The organism is Xanthomonas sp. AM6 (assembly GCF_025665335.1).
Lineage (GTDB): Bacteria > Pseudomonadota > Gammaproteobacteria > Xanthomonadales > Xanthomonadaceae > Xanthomonas_A.
Window position 1 is genome coordinate 3,468,077 of record NZ_CP106869.1, and the last position, 15,903, is coordinate 3,483,979.

15 protein-coding genes are annotated in these 15,903 nt (G+C 66.3%); 9 read left to right on the forward strand and 6 right to left on the reverse strand.

Annotated features, from left to right (window positions below; translation table 11 throughout):
• Positions 1–282: 282 nt before the first annotated feature.
• Positions 283–924, reverse strand: coding sequence for a response regulator (locus OCJ37_RS14770; RefSeq protein ID WP_263110475.1), 642 nt, complete (start codon positions 922–924; stop codon positions 283–285).
• Positions 924–2,114 (reverse strand): sensor histidine kinase, encoded by a 1,191-nt coding sequence (locus tag OCJ37_RS14775; protein WP_263110476.1) that lies wholly within the window; start codon positions 2,112–2,114, stop codon positions 924–926. Before OCJ37_RS14775 ends, OCJ37_RS14770 begins: the two co-directional genes overlap by 1 nt.
• A 139-nt stretch (positions 2,115–2,253) precedes the next feature.
• Here OCJ37_RS14775 and OCJ37_RS14780 point away from each other — a divergent pair, with 139 nt between their 5' ends.
• The 6 genes from OCJ37_RS14780 (at position 2,254) to OCJ37_RS14805 (ending at position 6,867) form a co-directional block, all read left to right on the forward strand.
• On the forward strand, positions 2,254–2,847 hold the full coding sequence (locus OCJ37_RS14780; RefSeq protein WP_263110477.1) for a GNAT family N-acetyltransferase: 594 nt from the start codon (positions 2,254–2,256) through the stop codon (positions 2,845–2,847).
• 2 nt (positions 2,848–2,849) lie between these two features.
• Complete coding sequence (gene minC, locus OCJ37_RS14785; RefSeq protein ID WP_263110478.1) at positions 2,850–3,602, forward strand: septum site-determining protein MinC; 753 nt, start codon at positions 2,850–2,852, stop codon at positions 3,600–3,602.
• Between the two features lie 35 nt (positions 3,603–3,637).
• Entirely contained in the window at positions 3,638–4,447 is an 810-nt protein-coding gene (gene minD, locus OCJ37_RS14790; protein ID WP_263110479.1) for a septum site-determining protein MinD, read from the forward strand.
• A 2-nt stretch (positions 4,448–4,449) separates the two neighbouring features.
• Positions 4,450–4,707 (forward strand): cell division topological specificity factor MinE, encoded by a 258-nt coding sequence (gene minE, locus OCJ37_RS14795; RefSeq protein ID WP_263110481.1) that lies wholly within the window; start codon positions 4,450–4,452, stop codon positions 4,705–4,707.
• A gap of 465 nt (positions 4,708–5,172) precedes the next feature.
• The gene (locus OCJ37_RS14800) at positions 5,173–5,664 is read left to right on the forward strand and encodes a hypothetical protein (RefSeq protein WP_263110482.1); all 492 of its coding nucleotides are present in this window, start codon (positions 5,173–5,175) and stop codon (positions 5,662–5,664) included.
• A gap of 294 nt (positions 5,665–5,958) precedes the next feature.
• Positions 5,959–6,867: a beta propeller repeat protein gene (locus OCJ37_RS14805; protein ID WP_263110483.1), complete on the forward strand. Its 909-nt coding sequence runs from the start codon at positions 5,959–5,961 to the stop codon at positions 6,865–6,867.
• Between the two features lie 256 nt (positions 6,868–7,123).
• Here the strand turns inward: OCJ37_RS14805 and OCJ37_RS14810 are convergent, their stop codons facing one another.
• The gene (locus OCJ37_RS14810) at positions 7,124–8,419 is read right to left on the reverse strand and encodes a sensor histidine kinase (RefSeq protein ID WP_263110484.1); all 1,296 of its coding nucleotides are present in this window, start codon (positions 8,417–8,419) and stop codon (positions 7,124–7,126) included.
• Positions 8,409–9,110 carry a response regulator transcription factor gene (locus OCJ37_RS14815; protein ID WP_263110485.1) on the reverse strand — a complete coding sequence of 234 codons (702 nt, stop codon included), beginning with the start codon at positions 9,108–9,110 and terminating at the stop codon, positions 8,409–8,411. The genes OCJ37_RS14810 and OCJ37_RS14815 overlap by 11 nt, the downstream gene beginning before the upstream one ends.
• A 239-nt stretch (positions 9,111–9,349) precedes the next feature.
• Between OCJ37_RS14815 and OCJ37_RS14820 the strand changes: the two genes are divergently transcribed.
• The 3 genes from OCJ37_RS14820 (at position 9,350) to OCJ37_RS14830 (ending at position 13,894) form a co-directional block, all read left to right on the forward strand.
• Entirely contained in the window at positions 9,350–10,126 is a 777-nt protein-coding gene (locus OCJ37_RS14820; protein WP_263110486.1) for a phosphatase PAP2 family protein, read from the forward strand.
• Positions 10,123–11,772 carry a phosphoethanolamine transferase gene (locus tag OCJ37_RS14825; RefSeq protein WP_263110488.1) on the forward strand — a complete coding sequence of 550 codons (1,650 nt, stop codon included), beginning with the start codon at positions 10,123–10,125 and terminating at the stop codon, positions 11,770–11,772. Before OCJ37_RS14820 ends, OCJ37_RS14825 begins: the two co-directional genes overlap by 4 nt.
• 148 nt (positions 11,773–11,920) lie before the next feature.
• Entirely contained in the window at positions 11,921–13,894 is a 1,974-nt protein-coding gene (locus tag OCJ37_RS14830; RefSeq protein WP_263110489.1) for a M2 family metallopeptidase, read from the forward strand.
• Positions 13,895–14,583: 689 nt separating this feature from the next.
• Here OCJ37_RS14830 and OCJ37_RS14835 read toward each other — a convergent pair.
• Both OCJ37_RS14835 and OCJ37_RS14840 read right to left on the reverse strand, forming a co-directional pair.
• Entirely contained in the window at positions 14,584–14,988 is a 405-nt protein-coding gene (locus OCJ37_RS14835; protein WP_263110490.1) for a DUF4279 domain-containing protein, read from the reverse strand.
• Positions 14,989–14,991: 3 nt separating this feature from the next.
• Positions 14,992–15,894 carry an RHS repeat domain-containing protein gene (locus OCJ37_RS14840; protein WP_263110491.1) on the reverse strand — a complete coding sequence of 301 codons (903 nt, stop codon included), beginning with the start codon at positions 15,892–15,894 and terminating at the stop codon, positions 14,992–14,994.
• Positions 15,895–15,903 lie beyond the last annotated feature (9 nt).

Here is a 15,903-nt window from a genome sequence, read left to right on the forward strand (position 1 = left end):
GCGGGCGACCAGACCATTGTCGCCAGGGCAACGGGGGACAGGCTGGAGCGAAGGCCGGTCCGCGCTGCGGCAGGGCAGCTGCGGCGAAGCGTTGGCGGCGGCGCGCGGGCGCTGCCGCCGGGTCGGGCGGCCAGACCACTGCCCGGGGGCTGGGACGTCGGGGGGTCGGTATGGACCGTTTCCAGGGTCGGTACGCGTACGGCTTCGTTCGTCGCGACTGAAGTCGCTCCTACAGGGCTTGCGTGGGTGCGGGCGCCCGGTGCCTGGCCGGGCGTCCCGTCTTCACACCAGTTGCAGCTCGAACGCCTTCAATACCGCCCGGGTACGGTCGCGCACGCCCAGCTTGGACAGGATGTTGGACACGTGGTTCTTGATCGTGCCCTCGGCCACGCCCAGCGAGTTGGCGATCTCCTTGTTGGAGAAGCCGCTGGCCATCAGCCGCAGGATCTCGGTCTCGCGGTCGGTCAGCGGGTCCGGCCGGTCCAGGCTGACGAAGTCGTTGCGCATGTGCTCCAGGCCCGACAGCAGGCGCTGGGTCACCGCCGGCTGCACCAGCGATCCGCCAGCGGCGACCGCGCGGATCGCGCCGACCAGCTGTTCCAGCGACACGTCCTTGAGCAGGTAGCCCTTGGCCCCGGCCTTGAGCCCGGCCAGCACCAGCTGGTCGTCGTCGAAGGTGGTCAGGATGATGGTCGGCGGCAGCGTGCCGTTGCGCGACAGCATCTGCAGCGCCTCCAGCCCGGACATCGCCGGCATGCGCATGTCCATCAGGACCACGTCCGGCTTCACCTGCGGGATCAGCTCCACCGCCTGGCGGCCGTCGTTGGCCTCGGCGACCACCTCGATCCCCCCGTCCAGCGCCAGCAGCGAGCGGATCCCCTGCCGCACCAGGGTTTGGTCGTCGACCAGGCAGACACGGATCATCACAGCACTCCTTGTGGAACGGCGGACGGCAGCAACGCGGCCGCGCTCGGGACCGCGGCGCGCAGGCGGAAGCCCGTGCCCTGCGGCGCTTCGATCTCCAGGCTGCCACCATACTGGCTCAGCCGCTCGCGCATGCCGCGCAGGCCGTTGCCGGGCAGCAGCGTCTCGCAGCCCTGGCCGTCGTCGTGGGCCTGGATCACCACCAGCGGGCCGTCGCGGCGCACCTGGATCCACAGGTTGTCGGCCTGGGCATGGCGCACCGTGTTGGTGATGATTTCCTGGGTGCAGCGCAGCAAGACGTGCGCGCGCTCCGGGTCCTCGACGGTCAGCGGCTCGTCCACCTGCAGGTGGATCTGCAGCGCCGGCACCCGCTCGGCCAGCGGCCGCAGCGCCGCGGCCAGGTCGATCGCGCCGCTGTCGCGCAGCTGGCTGACCGCCTCGCGCACGTCGGTCAGCAGCAGCTTGGCCAGGGTGTGCGCCTGGTGCACGTGCTCCTGGGCGCGGCCTTCGGTGATGTGGCCGGCCACTTCCAGGTTCAGGCTCAGCGCGGTCAGGTGGTGGCCGAGCAGGTCGTGCAGCTCGCGCGAGATGCGGGTGCGCTCGTTGATCCGCGCGCTCTCGGCCAGCAGCGCGCGGGTGGCGCGCAGCTCGGCGTTGAGCTGGCGCTGCTCCTCGCGGGCCTGGGTCTGCTGCCGGGCGACCAGGCTGGTGACGAAGATGAACATCGAGAAGCCGCCGTACAGCAGCGACTGCATCAGCGCCTCGAACACCTGGAAGCCCATCACCAGGTACACCGGCAGCACCGCCAGCTGGCTGAGCAGCAGCCAGGCCACCCCGGCGCGCACCGGCAGCAGCCACGGAATCACCCCGGCCGCCACCATCATCAGGATACTGCCCAGCCCGGACCGGTGCAGGTAACCCACCGCCAGCGCGCACACGGTCAGCAGCACCAGCATGCCGCGGTCGTACCAGCGCGCGCCGTCGCCGCTGTGCAGGCGCCGGGTCAGCAGGAAATAGCCCAGGCCGAAGCCCAGATAGCTGGCCAGCAGCAGCCACACCTCGCCGCTGGGCATCCGGCTCGATTCCTCGACCGGCTCCCAGTACAGGTACAGCAGCGGCATGCAGATGATGGCCCAGGTGAACAGGCCGGCATAGCGCAGGACGCGGGTGTGGCTGAGATATCCCAACATGCACGCATCTTAGGATGAACGGCGCGCATTGCACTCCCACGGAAGTCATGCATGCGCGGCTCGCCGCCCCGGGTCCCGCGTGCGATAATCCGGCAGGCGGTCCGCATCTGGCCGCGCGCGCATCAGCAACGGAGTCCCAATGTCGATCGTCATCCGCGACGTGCGCGAGCACGAGCTCGATTCGGTCCTGGCCCTGAACAACAACGCCGGACTGGCGATCCTGCCGCTGGATTCGGCCAAGCTGCACCGCTTCTACGAGACCGCAGAATACTTCCGCGTCGCCGAGCGCGACGGCAACCTGGCCGGGTTCCTGGTCGGCTTCGGCGGCGACGGCGACCACGACAGCAGCAATTTCGCCTGGTTCCGCGAACGCTACCCCGCGTTCTTCTACATCGACCGCATCGTGGTGGCCAGCCGCCGCCGCGGCGGCGGCGTCGGCCGCGCGTTCTACGCCGACGTGCAGAGCTATGCCGAGCTGCGCTACCCGCAGCTGGCGTGCGAGGTTTTCCTGGACCACGGCGCGGATGCGGCGCTGCTGTTCCATGGCAGCTTCGGTTTCCGCGAAGTGGGCCAGAACACGATGAACGAAGTGGAGGTGCGTGCCAGCATGCTGTTGAAAGATCTGTGCAGTTACGCCTGGGTCCGCGAGACCTACGGCGACCAGTTGCCCGACCTGCCCTGGGTCGGCCACGCCCGCCGCCTGCAACGGGCCCAGCGCCCGACCGGGACCTGAGCGTGTCGTCGGTGACCGTGGATTTCGAGCAGGCGGGCGAACTGAAGATCGGCCAGGTCGGCATTGCCAACCTGCGCATCCGCACCCTGGACGTGGCGCGCCTGACCCAGGAGATGCGCGAGCGCGTGCAGCGCGCGCCCAAGCTGTTCGGCCGCGCCGCGGTGATCATCGATTTCGGCGGCCTGGCCCAGGCGCCGGACACCGCCACCGCGCGCGCGCTGCTGGAAGGCCTGCGCGAGGCCGGGGTGCTGCCGGTGGCGCTGGCCTACGGCACCCGCGAGATCGAGGAGCTGTCGGTGGCGCTGGGCCTGCCGCTGCTGGCCAAGTTCCGCGCCCAGTACGAGCGCGTCGACGGCGGCGCCCCCGCCGCGGCGCCCGCCCCGGTCTCGCCGCCCCCGCCGCCGCCCGCACCGGCGGCGCGCCCGCAGCCGGGCCGCATGCAGAAGACCGCGGTGCGTTCGGGCCAGCAGCTGTACGCGGAGAACTGCGACCTGACCGTGGTGGCCACGGTCGGCGCCGGCGCCGAGGTGATCTCCGACGGCAGCATCCACATCTACGGCAGCCTGCGCGGACGCGCGCTGGCCGGCGCGCAAGGCAACACCGAGGCGCGGATCTTCTGCCGCGACTTCCACGCCGAACTGGTCGCCATTGCCGGCCACTACAAGGTGCTGGACGATATTCCCAAGGAACTGCGGGGCAAGGCCGTGCAGGTCTGGCTGGAGCAGGACCAGATCAAGATCGCCGCGCAAGACTGACGCGGCCCTACCACTGAACATCAGGAGACATTCCTTTGGCTGAAATTATCGTAGTCACCTCCGGCAAGGGCGGCGTCGGCAAGACCACCACCAGCGCGAGCCTGGCCTGCGGGCTGGCGCGACGCGGCAAGAAGGTCGCGGTGATCGACTTCGACGTGGGCCTGCGCAACCTCGACCTGATCATGGGCTGCGAGCGCCGGGTGGTGTACGACTTCGTCAACGTGGTGCATGGCGAGGCCACGCTCAAGCAGTCGCTGATCAAGGACAAGCGCTTCGACAACCTGTACGTGCTGGCCGCCTCGCAGACCCGCGACAAGGACGCGCTGACCCAGGACGGCGTGGAGAAGGTGCTCAAGGACCTGGCCGCCGACGGCTTCGACTACATCGTCTGCGATTCGCCGGCCGGCATCGAGAAGGGCGCGTTCCTGGCGATGTACTTCGCCGACCGCGCGGTGGTGGTGGTCAACCCGGAAGTGTCCTCGGTGCGCGACTCCGACCGCATCATCGGCCTGCTCGACTCCAAGACCCGCAAGGCCGAGGAAGGCCAGACCGTGCCGGCGTTCCTGCTGCTGACCCGCTACAGCCCGGGCCGGGTGGAAGGCGGCGAGATGCTCAGCATCACCGATGTGGAGGAAGTGCTGGGGCTGAAGGCGATCGGCGTGATCCCCGAGTCCGGCGACGTGCTCAACGCCTCCAACAAGGGCGAGCCGGTGATCCTGGACGGCGAGTCCCCGGCCGGCCAGGCCTACGACGACGCGGTCGCCCGGATCATGGGCGAAGACCGCCCGATGCGCTTCATCTCCGTGGAGAAGAAGGGCTTCTTCACCAAGTTGTTCGGAGGGTGAGCATGGGACTATTCGACTTCCTCAAGGCCAAGAAGACCACCGCCGAGACCGCCAAGAACCGCCTGCAGATCATCATCGCGCAGGAACGCAACCACCGCGGCGGCCCGGATTACCTGCCGCTGCTGCAGCGCGAACTGCTGGAAGTGATCAAGAAGTACGTCAACATCGACGCCGACGCGGTCAAGGTGGACCTGGTCAAGGACGGCGAACACGACGTGCTCGACATCTCGGTGGCGCTGCCGGAAGGGCCGACGCCCTGATTGGGTGAGGCCGGGGCGGAATGGAGGTCGGCAGGCGCGTGCCGAGCACTCTCACTCGCCAACCGGACTGGCCAACTAGTGGCGACACGGGGAGCGGCCTTTGCGATCGCCATTCCCGTTGCACTTCGTCCCGCAGCGGCATATCCCGCAGCGATGGCAGCCGCCGCGCTCGGTCGCCGCAAACGGCGCTCCGCGGTGCGCGGCGCTGTGGAATGCGCCGCCAACGCCGACAGGATGCCGGCCACGCCGGTCGCGTTGCCGACCGCGCCGTTGTAGACGTGCGCCGAGGGGCCGGCCCGTCGGACGAGGATGTGTTGCGGGGCGTCTGTCTTTCGCCAGCATCATGTGCGTGCAGTCAGCCACGTCCACTAGCCTCGGCGATGCACCGATTAGACTGTCCGCTCGCTCGTCCGTCCGCCAGACGCGTTCACCGCTTTCGCGCCGCTCTTTCTCCCTCGCCTCCCGATGCAGACCCACGACTCCCCTCCCGCTCCCGCTGCCGACGTGCTGACCGTCGGTGCCATCGGCCTGGACGCGCCGCGCGCGCTGCTGGCCGGTTACGGGCTGACCCTGCACCGCGTGGCCGACGGCGCCCCCATTCCCGGCAGCTACTGGGGCGAACCGGAAGCCGGGGTGATCGCCAGCGACGTGTATGTGCGCGACGACACGCCGGTGCATTCGCTGCTGCACGAAGCCTGCCACCTGATCGTGCTGCCGCCGCAACGGCGCGCGCTGGTGCACACCGACGCCACCGATTCGGTCGAGGAAGAGGACGCCACCTGCTACCTGCAGATCGTGCTGGCCGAGGCCCTGCCCGGCGTCGGCAGCGCGCGGCTGATGGCCGACATGGACGCATGGGGCTACACCTACCGGCTGGGCTCCACGCGCGCCTGGTTCGAACACGACGCCGAGGACGCGCGCGCCTGGCTGCTGCAGCGGGGGTTGTTGCCGCGATGACGCCGCCCCAACTACAGAAAAAGCGCATGGGCCATGGACGCATCGGCCGGAGCCGCGCAATAACGGGACGAGATGTCGAACGGTCGTGATGACCCCGCCTCCGCGGAACTCCGCGACACTGCAGTGCAAGCGTCGCCGATGGGATCGGCGGCGGCGAGGCGGCCAAAGGCTCAGATTGACGAAGGCCAAGAGGACCTGTGTTGGCCCGGAGTCGGGTGTGCGCAGGGGGGACGTTCGCGTATCCGTCTTTGAAAAAAGCCGGAGAATCCAGCCTCTTCGATATGGAACACCATCATGGACAACGAAGACTCCCTGCTTTTCACCTGCGGCCTGATCGTAAAGGCGGGCACGATCGTGGTTCCTGCGCAGTACAACTCCCTGCCGGGCGAACGCATGTCCAGGGTCGCCTTTTGCTTCGATGGACACTGGGTCTACCACGATGTGGACGACGATGTCATAGGAGCCATCTGCTTCAGGCGCAGCGACAACAGCCTGTGGATGCTCGGACGACATGGCCACCTCCGTCATGTGACATCCGGCGCGACGGACTTCACTCTGACCAATATCCGAGGAAAGTTCCAAGACCACCGTATCGAAACGGACCGACTTGGCGAGCTGCTTTGCATACGGGAAATCGACGACGAGCTGTACATCTGCGGTCAGTCGTCTCAGGTCTATCGTCACTCGGACGGCACCTGGGCAAACATGAGCCCACCCGGAGCAAAAGTGGGTTCCCCGACCTTGGAAAGCCTGGATGGCCTGTCGCACAACGATATTTATGCCGTAGGCGAAAAGGGCCTCATCCTGCACCATGACGGCTCGCGCTGGAGCACCCTGGATACCCCAACCGATCGTCCACTGTCCTGCGTCCGGTGCAAGAGCGAAGATGAGGCCTACGCATGCGGCAATGATGGCCTGTTGCTGGTGGGCAACCGCAATGAATGGCGTGAAATCGACACCGGCAGAACCATGAATTTCTGGGACATGGCGCTGTACGACGGGCACCTATACATGTCCCATGCAAATGGCCTGGTCCGATACGACGGGCAAAGCTTCTTCGATGTCGACACTGGCATCATCCCCGTTTCCGGCGCCCATAGGCTTGATGCCCGCGATGGGCTGCTTTACTCCTTTGGCGTGGACGACATACTCAAGTTCGATGGCAAGCGGTGGGAGCGGTTGATATGCCCACACAACACTTGAGCTTGCCCGCCACCCAACCGCGATGAAAGAAGCAGCGGGCCTGACGACTTCGGATGCCGTCGGGGCTGAAGCGCCTCCTGCGGCGCGCCCAGCACGCTCCCGCAGGCCCACTGTGGGAGCGACTTCAGGCGCGACGAGCGGAGCTGAAAACGTCCAGGTTTCGGGTGCCTCGCAATGCCGGGATTGAGCCGCTTCCCACAGGGCATCGACCACCCGAACCGTCGCACGCACCACCACCGACGCCGCCCCCATAACCTCACACCGCGCCGCGATCCTTCAACGCCGAACTCAGGTCCAGTGTCGCGCGCGTGCCCTGCCCGGCGTCCGAGTCCAGTTGCAGCGACCAGCCCAGGTGTTCGCACAGGCGCGCGATCAGGTCCAAGCCGATGCCGCTGCCCTCGCGGCCGCCGCCGCCGCGGGCCATGCGCATGTAGATCGCGCTGATCTCCTCCGGCGCCATGCCGTGGCCGGGGTCGTCGATGCGCACCACGCCCGGCGCCGGCATCGCGATCTGGATGACGCCCTGGTCGCTGTTCTCGATCGCATTGCGCAGCAGGTTGCCGATCGCCGCCTGCACGATCGCCAGCGGTGCCAGCACCTCGCACGGCGGCAATGGCGCCAGCGCCAGCTGCAGGCGCTTGTCGGCGCACAGGTGGCGGTGGTCCTCGACGATGTCCGGCAGCAGCTGGTCCAGCCGCACCAGATCGCTGCCGCGCGCCAGCCGCGCCGGATCCTTGGCCAATACCAGCAGCAGCGAGATCAATTGGCCGACGCCGCCGGCGGTGCGGCGGATGCGCAGCAGCTGGTTGCGCGCGCTGGGCGGGATGTCGGGCTGCTCCAGCGCCAGTTCGGCGGCGCCGCCGATCACCGCCACCGGCGTGCGCAGCTCGTGGCTGGCGCTGTCGATGAAGGCGCGCTCGCGTTCGACGAACAGGTCGTTGCGCAGCAGGTAGTCGTTCAACGCCTCGGCGATCACCACCTGCTCGGCGCTGGCGCGCGGATGCGCCTCGATGCGCTGGCCGGGCCGGTCCGGGCGCAGGCTGCCGATGCGGTGCGCCATGTCGGTGAGCGGCTGCACCACCCGGCCCAGGCCCCAGGCCACCAGCGCGCCGAGCAGCAGCACCGCGACCACGTTGGACAACAGCATCCACAGCGCCAGGTTCTCTTCGTGCTTCTGCAGCTCGGTGATGTCCAGCGACAGCGCCAGGCGCCGGCCGTGCACGTCCTGCACCAGCACCACCTTGTCGCGACCGTCCAGCGGCACGTCGTCGTGCAGGCCCGGCGCCAGCGCCGCCACCGTCGGCGGCAACGGCTCGCCGCCTTCGTCGCCGTACAGGCTCACGGTGCGGGTGTCGATCCAGCGGTAGTCCGGATCGACCGCGCTGCGCGCCAGGAAATGTTCCAGTTCCGAGCTCAGCAGCGAGCGCCAGGTCAGTTGCTCGGCCTGGTCGTTGACGATGTAGCCATGCACGAACACCGCCAGCGACAGCAGCGCGGCATAGCCGACCAGCCACAGGGTGATGCGTTGCCGCAGTCCGGTCCTAAGCGGCATGCGCGTCCTCGTGCGGGCCCACCACCGCGAGCCGGTAGCCGATGCGCGGCAGGGTGTGGATCAGCTTGTCCGCGAACGGGCCGTCGACGCTGCGCCGCAGGTCGTAGATGTGCGAGCGCAGCATGTCGCCGTCCGGCGGCTCGTCGCCCCACAGCGCGTGTTCCAGCCGGTCGCGGGTGACCGCGGCCGGGCTGGCCTGCATCAGCACTTCCAGCAGCTTGCGGCAGGCCGGGTACAGGTGCAGCGTGCGGCCGCCGCGGGTGGCCTCCAGCGTGCCCAGGTCCAGTTGCAGGTCGCCCACGCGTAGCAGCTTGCTGCGGCCGCGGCCGTTGGCGCGCAGCAGCAGCGCCTCCAGCCGCACCTCCAGCTCCGGCAGCGCGAACGGCTTGGTCAGGTAGTCGTCGGCGCCGGCGCGGAAGCCGGCGATCTTGTCCGGCAGCTCGTCGCGCGCGGTCAGCATGATCACCGGCACCTCGGCGTGGTGCTCCTCGCGCAGCGCGCGCAGCACCTGCGGCCCGTCCAGGCGCGGCAGCATCCAGTCCAGCACCACGGCGTCGTAGCGCTGGGTGGTGGCCAGGTGCAGGCCGGTGACGCCGTCCGGCGCCGCGTCCAGGGTATGGCCGCGCACCTCGAAGTAATCGAACAGGTTCGCGACCAGGTTCTGGTTGTCTTCGATGACCAACAGCCGCATGGCGCTCGCTCGCATTCGGGACGACGGAATGCCGCCATGCTAGCGGATGCACGTCGGAGCGAGGTCGGAACGCTGCGTCTTGACCGAATCCCGATCGAATCTCGACGCGACCCGGAAACCGGGTCGGCAACCTGAGCTGAAGCGCCCCGCACCGCCGCGGCCGAATCCGACCAGTCTCCGACACAGCGCGCAACACCATGACACCTGCCACCGTCCGCACGTCCGGTCCGCCCGCGCCCATGCACAGCCCGTCCCTGCCCCTGCCCGCCGTCTCCGCCCTGCCCGCGCCGGCGGCCTTCTACCGCAACCACCTGTGGCTGCCGCTGGCCGCCACGCTGCTGGCCAGCACTGCGCTGATGGGCCTGGGCGGGGATTTCTGGTTCGCCGACCTGCTGTACCGCTGGGAAGGCGGCCACTGGGCGCTGCAGAACGCGATCCTGACCCGCAACCTGATCCACCACGACGGCAAGCTGCTCAGCACCGTGGCCTGGGTGGTGACGGCCGGCCTGGCGGTGTGGGCCTGGCGCCGCGCCGACGGCCGGCGCTACCGGCTGCCGCTGCTGTACCTGGCCTCGGCGGTGGCGCTGAGCACCGGCGTGGTGTCGCTGCTGAAGTCGCTGACCCACATGGACTGCCCGTGGGACCTGAGCCGCTACGGCGGCCGCCTGCCCTACATCGGCCTGTTCGAGGCGCGCCCGGCCGGGATGCCGCATGCCGCCTGCTTCCCGGCCGGGCATTCCAGCGCCGGCTATGCCTGGGTGGCGCTGTACTTCTTCGCGCTGGCGCTGAAGCCGGCCTGGCGCTGGCCGGCGCTGGCGGTGGGGCTCGGCGCCGGGTTGCTGTTCGGCCTCGGCCAGCAGCTGCGCGGTGCGCACTTCCTGTCCCACGACCTGTGGACGCTGTCGCTGAGCTGGGCGGTGGCCCTGGGCCTGTATCGCGCCCTTCTGTGGCGGCCGCAGGCGCCGGCCCGATCCATGCATCTCCCGTTGTCCGACGTGAAGGAAAGCCGCGCATGAGCGTTTCGATGCCGCATCCCGGCGCCCGCTCCGGGAGCCGCTGGTGGAGCCACCGCCCGCTGTTGAGTAACGAGGCGCTGGCGCTGGCGGCCAGCGCGTTCTTCGCCCTGGTCTGCAACGGCATGTTCTGGCGCAGCGCGATGAGCGGCCACCCGGGCGACCTGCGGCTGGGCCTGTCGCTGTTCCTGTTGCTGCTGTCGGTGCACGGGCTGCTGCTGGGCCTGCTGCTGTGGCGCGGCGTGTCCAAGCCGCTGCTGAGCGTGCTGCTCGTCACCACCGCCTTTGCCGCGCACTACATGAACAGCTACAGCGTCTACCTGGACGCGGACATGCTGCGCAACGTGCTGGCCACCGACCACAAGGAATCGCGCGAACTGATGACCCCGGCGCTGGTCGCGCCGCTGCTGTTCTACGCGGCGCTGCCGATCCTGGCGCTGTGGCGGGTGCGGCTGGTCCGGCGCCCGCCGGGCAGGGCGCTGGCGATCCGCGCCGGCTTCCTGCTGGCGATGGCGGCGCTGGGCGGCGTCGGCGCGATGCTGTCGTTCCAGGACCTGTCGGCGATGATGCGCAACCACCGCGAGATCCGCTACCTGGCCACGCCGATCAACTACCTGGTCGCGTTGCGGCAGACCCTCAAGTCCGACAACCCCACGCGCAAGGCGCCGAAGCTGCCGCTGGAGCACGACGCGATCGCCACGCCGCGCGCGCCGGGCAGCAAGCCGCGCTTGCTGGTGGTGGTGCTGGGCGAGACCGCGCGCGCGCAGGACTGGGGCTTGAACGGCTATTTCCGGCAGACCACGCCGCAGCTGGCGCAGCTGGACGTGATCAACTTCCCGGACATGCATTCGTGCGGCACCAGCACCGAGGTCTCGGTGCCGTGCATGTTCTCCCCGTTCGGCCGCCACGACTACAACGAGGGCAACATCCGCAGCCACCAGTCGCTGCTGCACGTGCTCGAGCACGCCGGCATCGCCACCCTGTGGCGCGACAACCAGTCCGGCTGCAAGGGCGTATGCGACGGCCTGCCGATCCAGCGCCTGGACGACGCCAAGGATCCGCAGCTGTGCAGGGACGGGCGCTGCATGGACGAGATCCTGCTGCAGGACCTGGCCGCGCAGGTGCGCGCCAAGCCCGGCGACCGCGTGGTCGTGCTGCACCAGCTCGGCAGCCACGGCCCCAGCTATTTCGAGCGCTATCCGGCCGGCTTCCGCCGCTTCACCCCGACCTGCGACACCGCCGACCTGGGCGACTGCGACCGCGAGCGAATCGCCAACGCCTACGACAACTCGCTGCTGTACACCGACCACCTGCTGGCGCGCACGGTGTCCACGCTGGAGGCGATGCCCGACTACGACACGGCGATGATCTACCTGTCCGACCACGGCGAATCGCTGGGCGAGAAGGGCCTGTACCTGCACGGGGTGCCGTATGCGATCGCGCCGCAGGAGCAGACCCACGTGCCGATGGTGATGTGGTTCTCGCCCGGCTTCGCCAGCGATCGCGGCCTGGACCTGTCGTGCGTGCGGGCGCGGGCGCACCGCTACGTCGATCAGGACACCCTGTTCCCGTCGGTGCTGGGGCTGATGCAGGTCAGGACCAAGGTCTACGACCGTGCGCGCGACCTGTTCGCGCCGTGCGCCAGCTAGCGCCGCCGGGAATCGGGAACGGAGAGCCGGGACTCCAGGCGCTAAGGCGCATAGAAGGCGCGCGCACCGGCACCACGCGGCAGACGGCCCTTGCGGCCGGCGGGGCGGGCCACTAGCCTTCGTCGCATTCGCCACCGAAGGATCCGCCGTGAACCACCGCCCTCTGCTGCTTGCGCTGTGCATCGGCGCGAGCGTGCTTGCGCTGTCCGCGTGCCGCAAGGAAGCCAACCCGGACAGCGCGGCCGCGCCGGCGCCGGCCGCGCCCGGCGAGAGCGCCGACCAGTTCGTCGCCCGCATCAACGAGGAATACCGCGCGCTGCTGCCGGAGCTGACCTCGGCGCAGTGGCTGTCGATCACCTACATCAACGGCGATTCCGAGCGGTTGGTGTCCAAGGCCAACGAACGCTGGCTGACCACGCTCAACGGCTGGATCGCGCAGGCCAAGCGCTACGAGGGCAAGCCGATGTCGGCCGACAGCGCGCGTGCGCTGCAGCTGCTGAAGCTGATGACCGCGATGCCGGCACCGCGCGATCCGGCCAAACTGGCCGAACTGGCCGAGCTGGCCTCGAAGATGGAAGGCGCCTACGGCGCGGCCGCCTATTGCACCGGCGAGGGCGACGCGCGCCGCTGCCGGCAGCTGGGCGAACTGGAGGACGTGCTGCGCCGCAGCCGCGACTACGACCAGCAGCTCGACGCCTGGCAGGGCTGGCACGGCACTGCGCAGCCGCTGCGCAAGGATTACCAGCGCTTCGTCGAACTGGTCAACGAAGGCGCGCGCGAGATGGGCTACGCCGACACCGGCGCGATGTGGCGCAGCGGCTACGACATGCCGCCGGCGCAGATCGCCGCCGAGACCGATCGGTTGTGGAACCAGGTCAAGCCTCTGTACGAACAACTGCACTGCTACACCCGCGGCAAGCTCGACGCCGAGTACGGCAAGGACAAGGGCGAAGTCGCCGGCGGCCTGCTGCCGGCGCATCTGCTCGGCAACATGTGGCAGCAGGACTGGAGCAACCTGTGGGACCTGCTGCAGCCCTACCCCGGCGCCGGCAGCCTGGACATCACCGACACACTGGAGAAGCAGTACCAGAGCAACCTCGGCGCGGCGCTGGCGCGGCGCAATGGCGACACTTCGCCGGAGGCGCGGTTCATGGCCCAGCGCGACGCGCAGCTGCAGAGCGCCAAGCAGATGACCGAACGCGCGCAGGATTTCTACACCTCGCTGGCGATGCCCAAGCTGCCGGACAGCTACTGGACGCGCAGCCAGTTCATCAAGCCGCTGGAGCGCAACGTGGTCTGCCACGCCAGCGCCTGGGACATGGACATGGCCGGCGACGTGCGCACCAAGATGTGCATCAAGCCGAACGAGGAAGACTTCACCACCATCTACCACGAACTCGGCCACATCTATTACGACCTCGCCTACAACCCCTTGCCGCCGCTGTTCCAGGGCGGCGCCAACGACGGTTTCCACGAAGCGATCGGCGACACCATCGTGCTGGCGATGACCCCGCAGTACCTGCATTCGATCGGCCTGGTCGAGGCGCCGCAGCTCAGCCGCGAGGCGCTGGTCAACGCGCAGATGCGCATGGCGCTGAGCAAGGTCGCGTTCCTGCCGTTCGGACTGATGATCGACCGCTGGCGCTGGGGCGTGTTCGACGGCTCGATCGCGCCGGAGCACTACAACCAGGCCTGGTGGGACCTGAAGGCCAGGTACCAGGGCGTGGCCCCGCCGTCGGCGCGCGGCGAGGACTTCTTCGACCCAGGCGCCAAGTACCACGTGCCCGGCAACACCCCGTACACGCGCTACTTCCTGTCGCACATCCTGCAGTTCCAGTTCTACAAGGGCCTGTGCGACGCGGCCGGCTACAAGGGCCCGCTGTACGAGTGCACCTTCTACGGCAACAAGGAGGCCGGGCAGAAATTCTGGTCGATGCTGCAGCGTGGCGGCAGCCAGCCGTGGCAGGCCACGCTGAAGGAGCTCACCGGCAACGACAAGCTCGACGCCGCCCCGCTGCTGGAATACTTCGCACCGATGCAGGAGTGGCTCAAGCAGCAGAACCAGGGGCAGATGTGCGGGTGGGAGGCGCCGAAGGCGGTGCAGGCATCAGAGCAAAAGTAAATTTTTCTCGGAAGAGCCTGACATTAGATGTGCCAGCGGCTTAAAACAGCCAAAGCTGCAATGTGTCGTCAGGGGATGCTTGCTTATCATTCGCTCCACCGGCAGCACGCGCAACGAACTACGCATCCGAGCCCACCCGCGGCGAACGCGACGACGATCCGTCGATCACGAAACTGTTGGAAGACGCTTGGCAAGCAGTGTATGGGAACGCTGGCGCCGTTACCGGCGCAGATCATCGACTGGCGGCTTGTGCTGCTGCGCGATGGCGAGAAAGTCGAGCAACGTGGGCTTAGTGGCAGCGAAGACGCCCATGCCAGCCAAGCGTAGGATACTGAAAGTGCATGACTAAGGCAGCACGGCAGCGATAGCCTCGATATGTTCACCGCTCGCGCCATTCAGACCTCGCTGCGAATTGGCGTGGGATCGCGGCTACCATCGCGCTTAAATCAGCTCTAACTCCAAGCCCACGCCTCGTCACAACAACGATACGGCTAGCTGATGCGGGCCTTGCGCGTCATAGGCCAAGATTAATTTGCATCCGCCCCTTAGCTCCGCGAACTGGCAGCCTCCTAAAGCTCCAATGCTTTATTTTCGAGGTAATTCGAAATTCACCAGGACCGGCAACACAATAAAAACATTCATTCCACAGCATTCCAACTCGACAAAAAAAAGAAGCCCGCCCGATTTCTTTAACGCACAGTGATCACAACATCAAATCCAAGCCGATATAGTTTGCCGAGCAAATTTCCGGGCAACTCAGAACTAAAACCATTCATATCACTATCGGCGTCAAGAGGAATAAATATATCCAATTCCGCCTTAGTCACCCCCGCCCGCCCAGCTATTCTCTCGCACTTAATTTTATCAAGAACATCCAACAGAGAAACCCCCAAATTGGTTACTTCAACTCTCCACCTAAACTCCCAGACACCAATTTTCTGTACAATCTTAGCTCCACTTGAAGTAAACCTTACATCCCCAAGATTGCGCGACAACGTGGGCTCCAAGCCAACCAACAATGAAACTTCATCCAATGAAATATTTTCACCATATAAGTATATTCCAATCGAACAGAAATTATTTTCCGAACTCATAAACTAGTCCTCATCATTTAAATTGCCCACTGGCTCACCATTCTGATCAATCACTTCGCCAGTTTCCGGATTAACTCCAAAATCATGATCACCTCTTGCACCCCCGGTATGATCTTTAACACCTCTATGGAACTTATCTTTGGCTTCCTTCCTACCCACACCGTTTCTTCTACCCCACTCAGCTGCCCCTTTATCTCCGCTCCAAAAACCTGGAGGATACGCCCCCGACATATAAACTAATTTATATTCCCAGCCAACTAGCTCCCCACAATAATTTCCTCCACACGGGTCTGGCGACGCAAAATATAAAAATGGCGCCATGACTGCTGCACCAGCCACACTCGAAACCCAGGGAGCAGTCGTTATTGCCTCTGGAATCACTGCGACTGCAGAAACCGGAGCCATCGTCACTATTGATGAGTAAGAAGCAAGTGATGATAAATCCCGCTGAGCAACAACCTTAATTGTATCCATATTTTTCACTGGAGGAGGTTGCTTTTTTATTTCATCCTCCGCTTGACGACCATCAGGATCATTGAATCGATACGGATTACTTTCAGCATACCTATAACGATTAAAAGCTCCTATTGGGTTATTATGAGCCGTCACTGGATCTACAGACGAAAATCGTCCAGTTTGTGAATCATAATACCTCTGCTGCATATAAGTCAGCCCAGTTGCCGCATCCATAACATGTCCCGTATAGCCGGGTCCATCCGTCAACGGGCGATTCAGCAGACTTCCATATGGCTCATACTCGCTACGCTCCACCACATTGCCGCTGGCGTCGGTCACCGCGACCGGCGTCCCCAATGCATCTGTGTGGTAATAGACGACGGTCTGCGCATGCGCAGTCGCCACCAGGAACAATGACAGTAGCAGCGTAAGGATGATCGTGCGCTTCATGGCATTCCC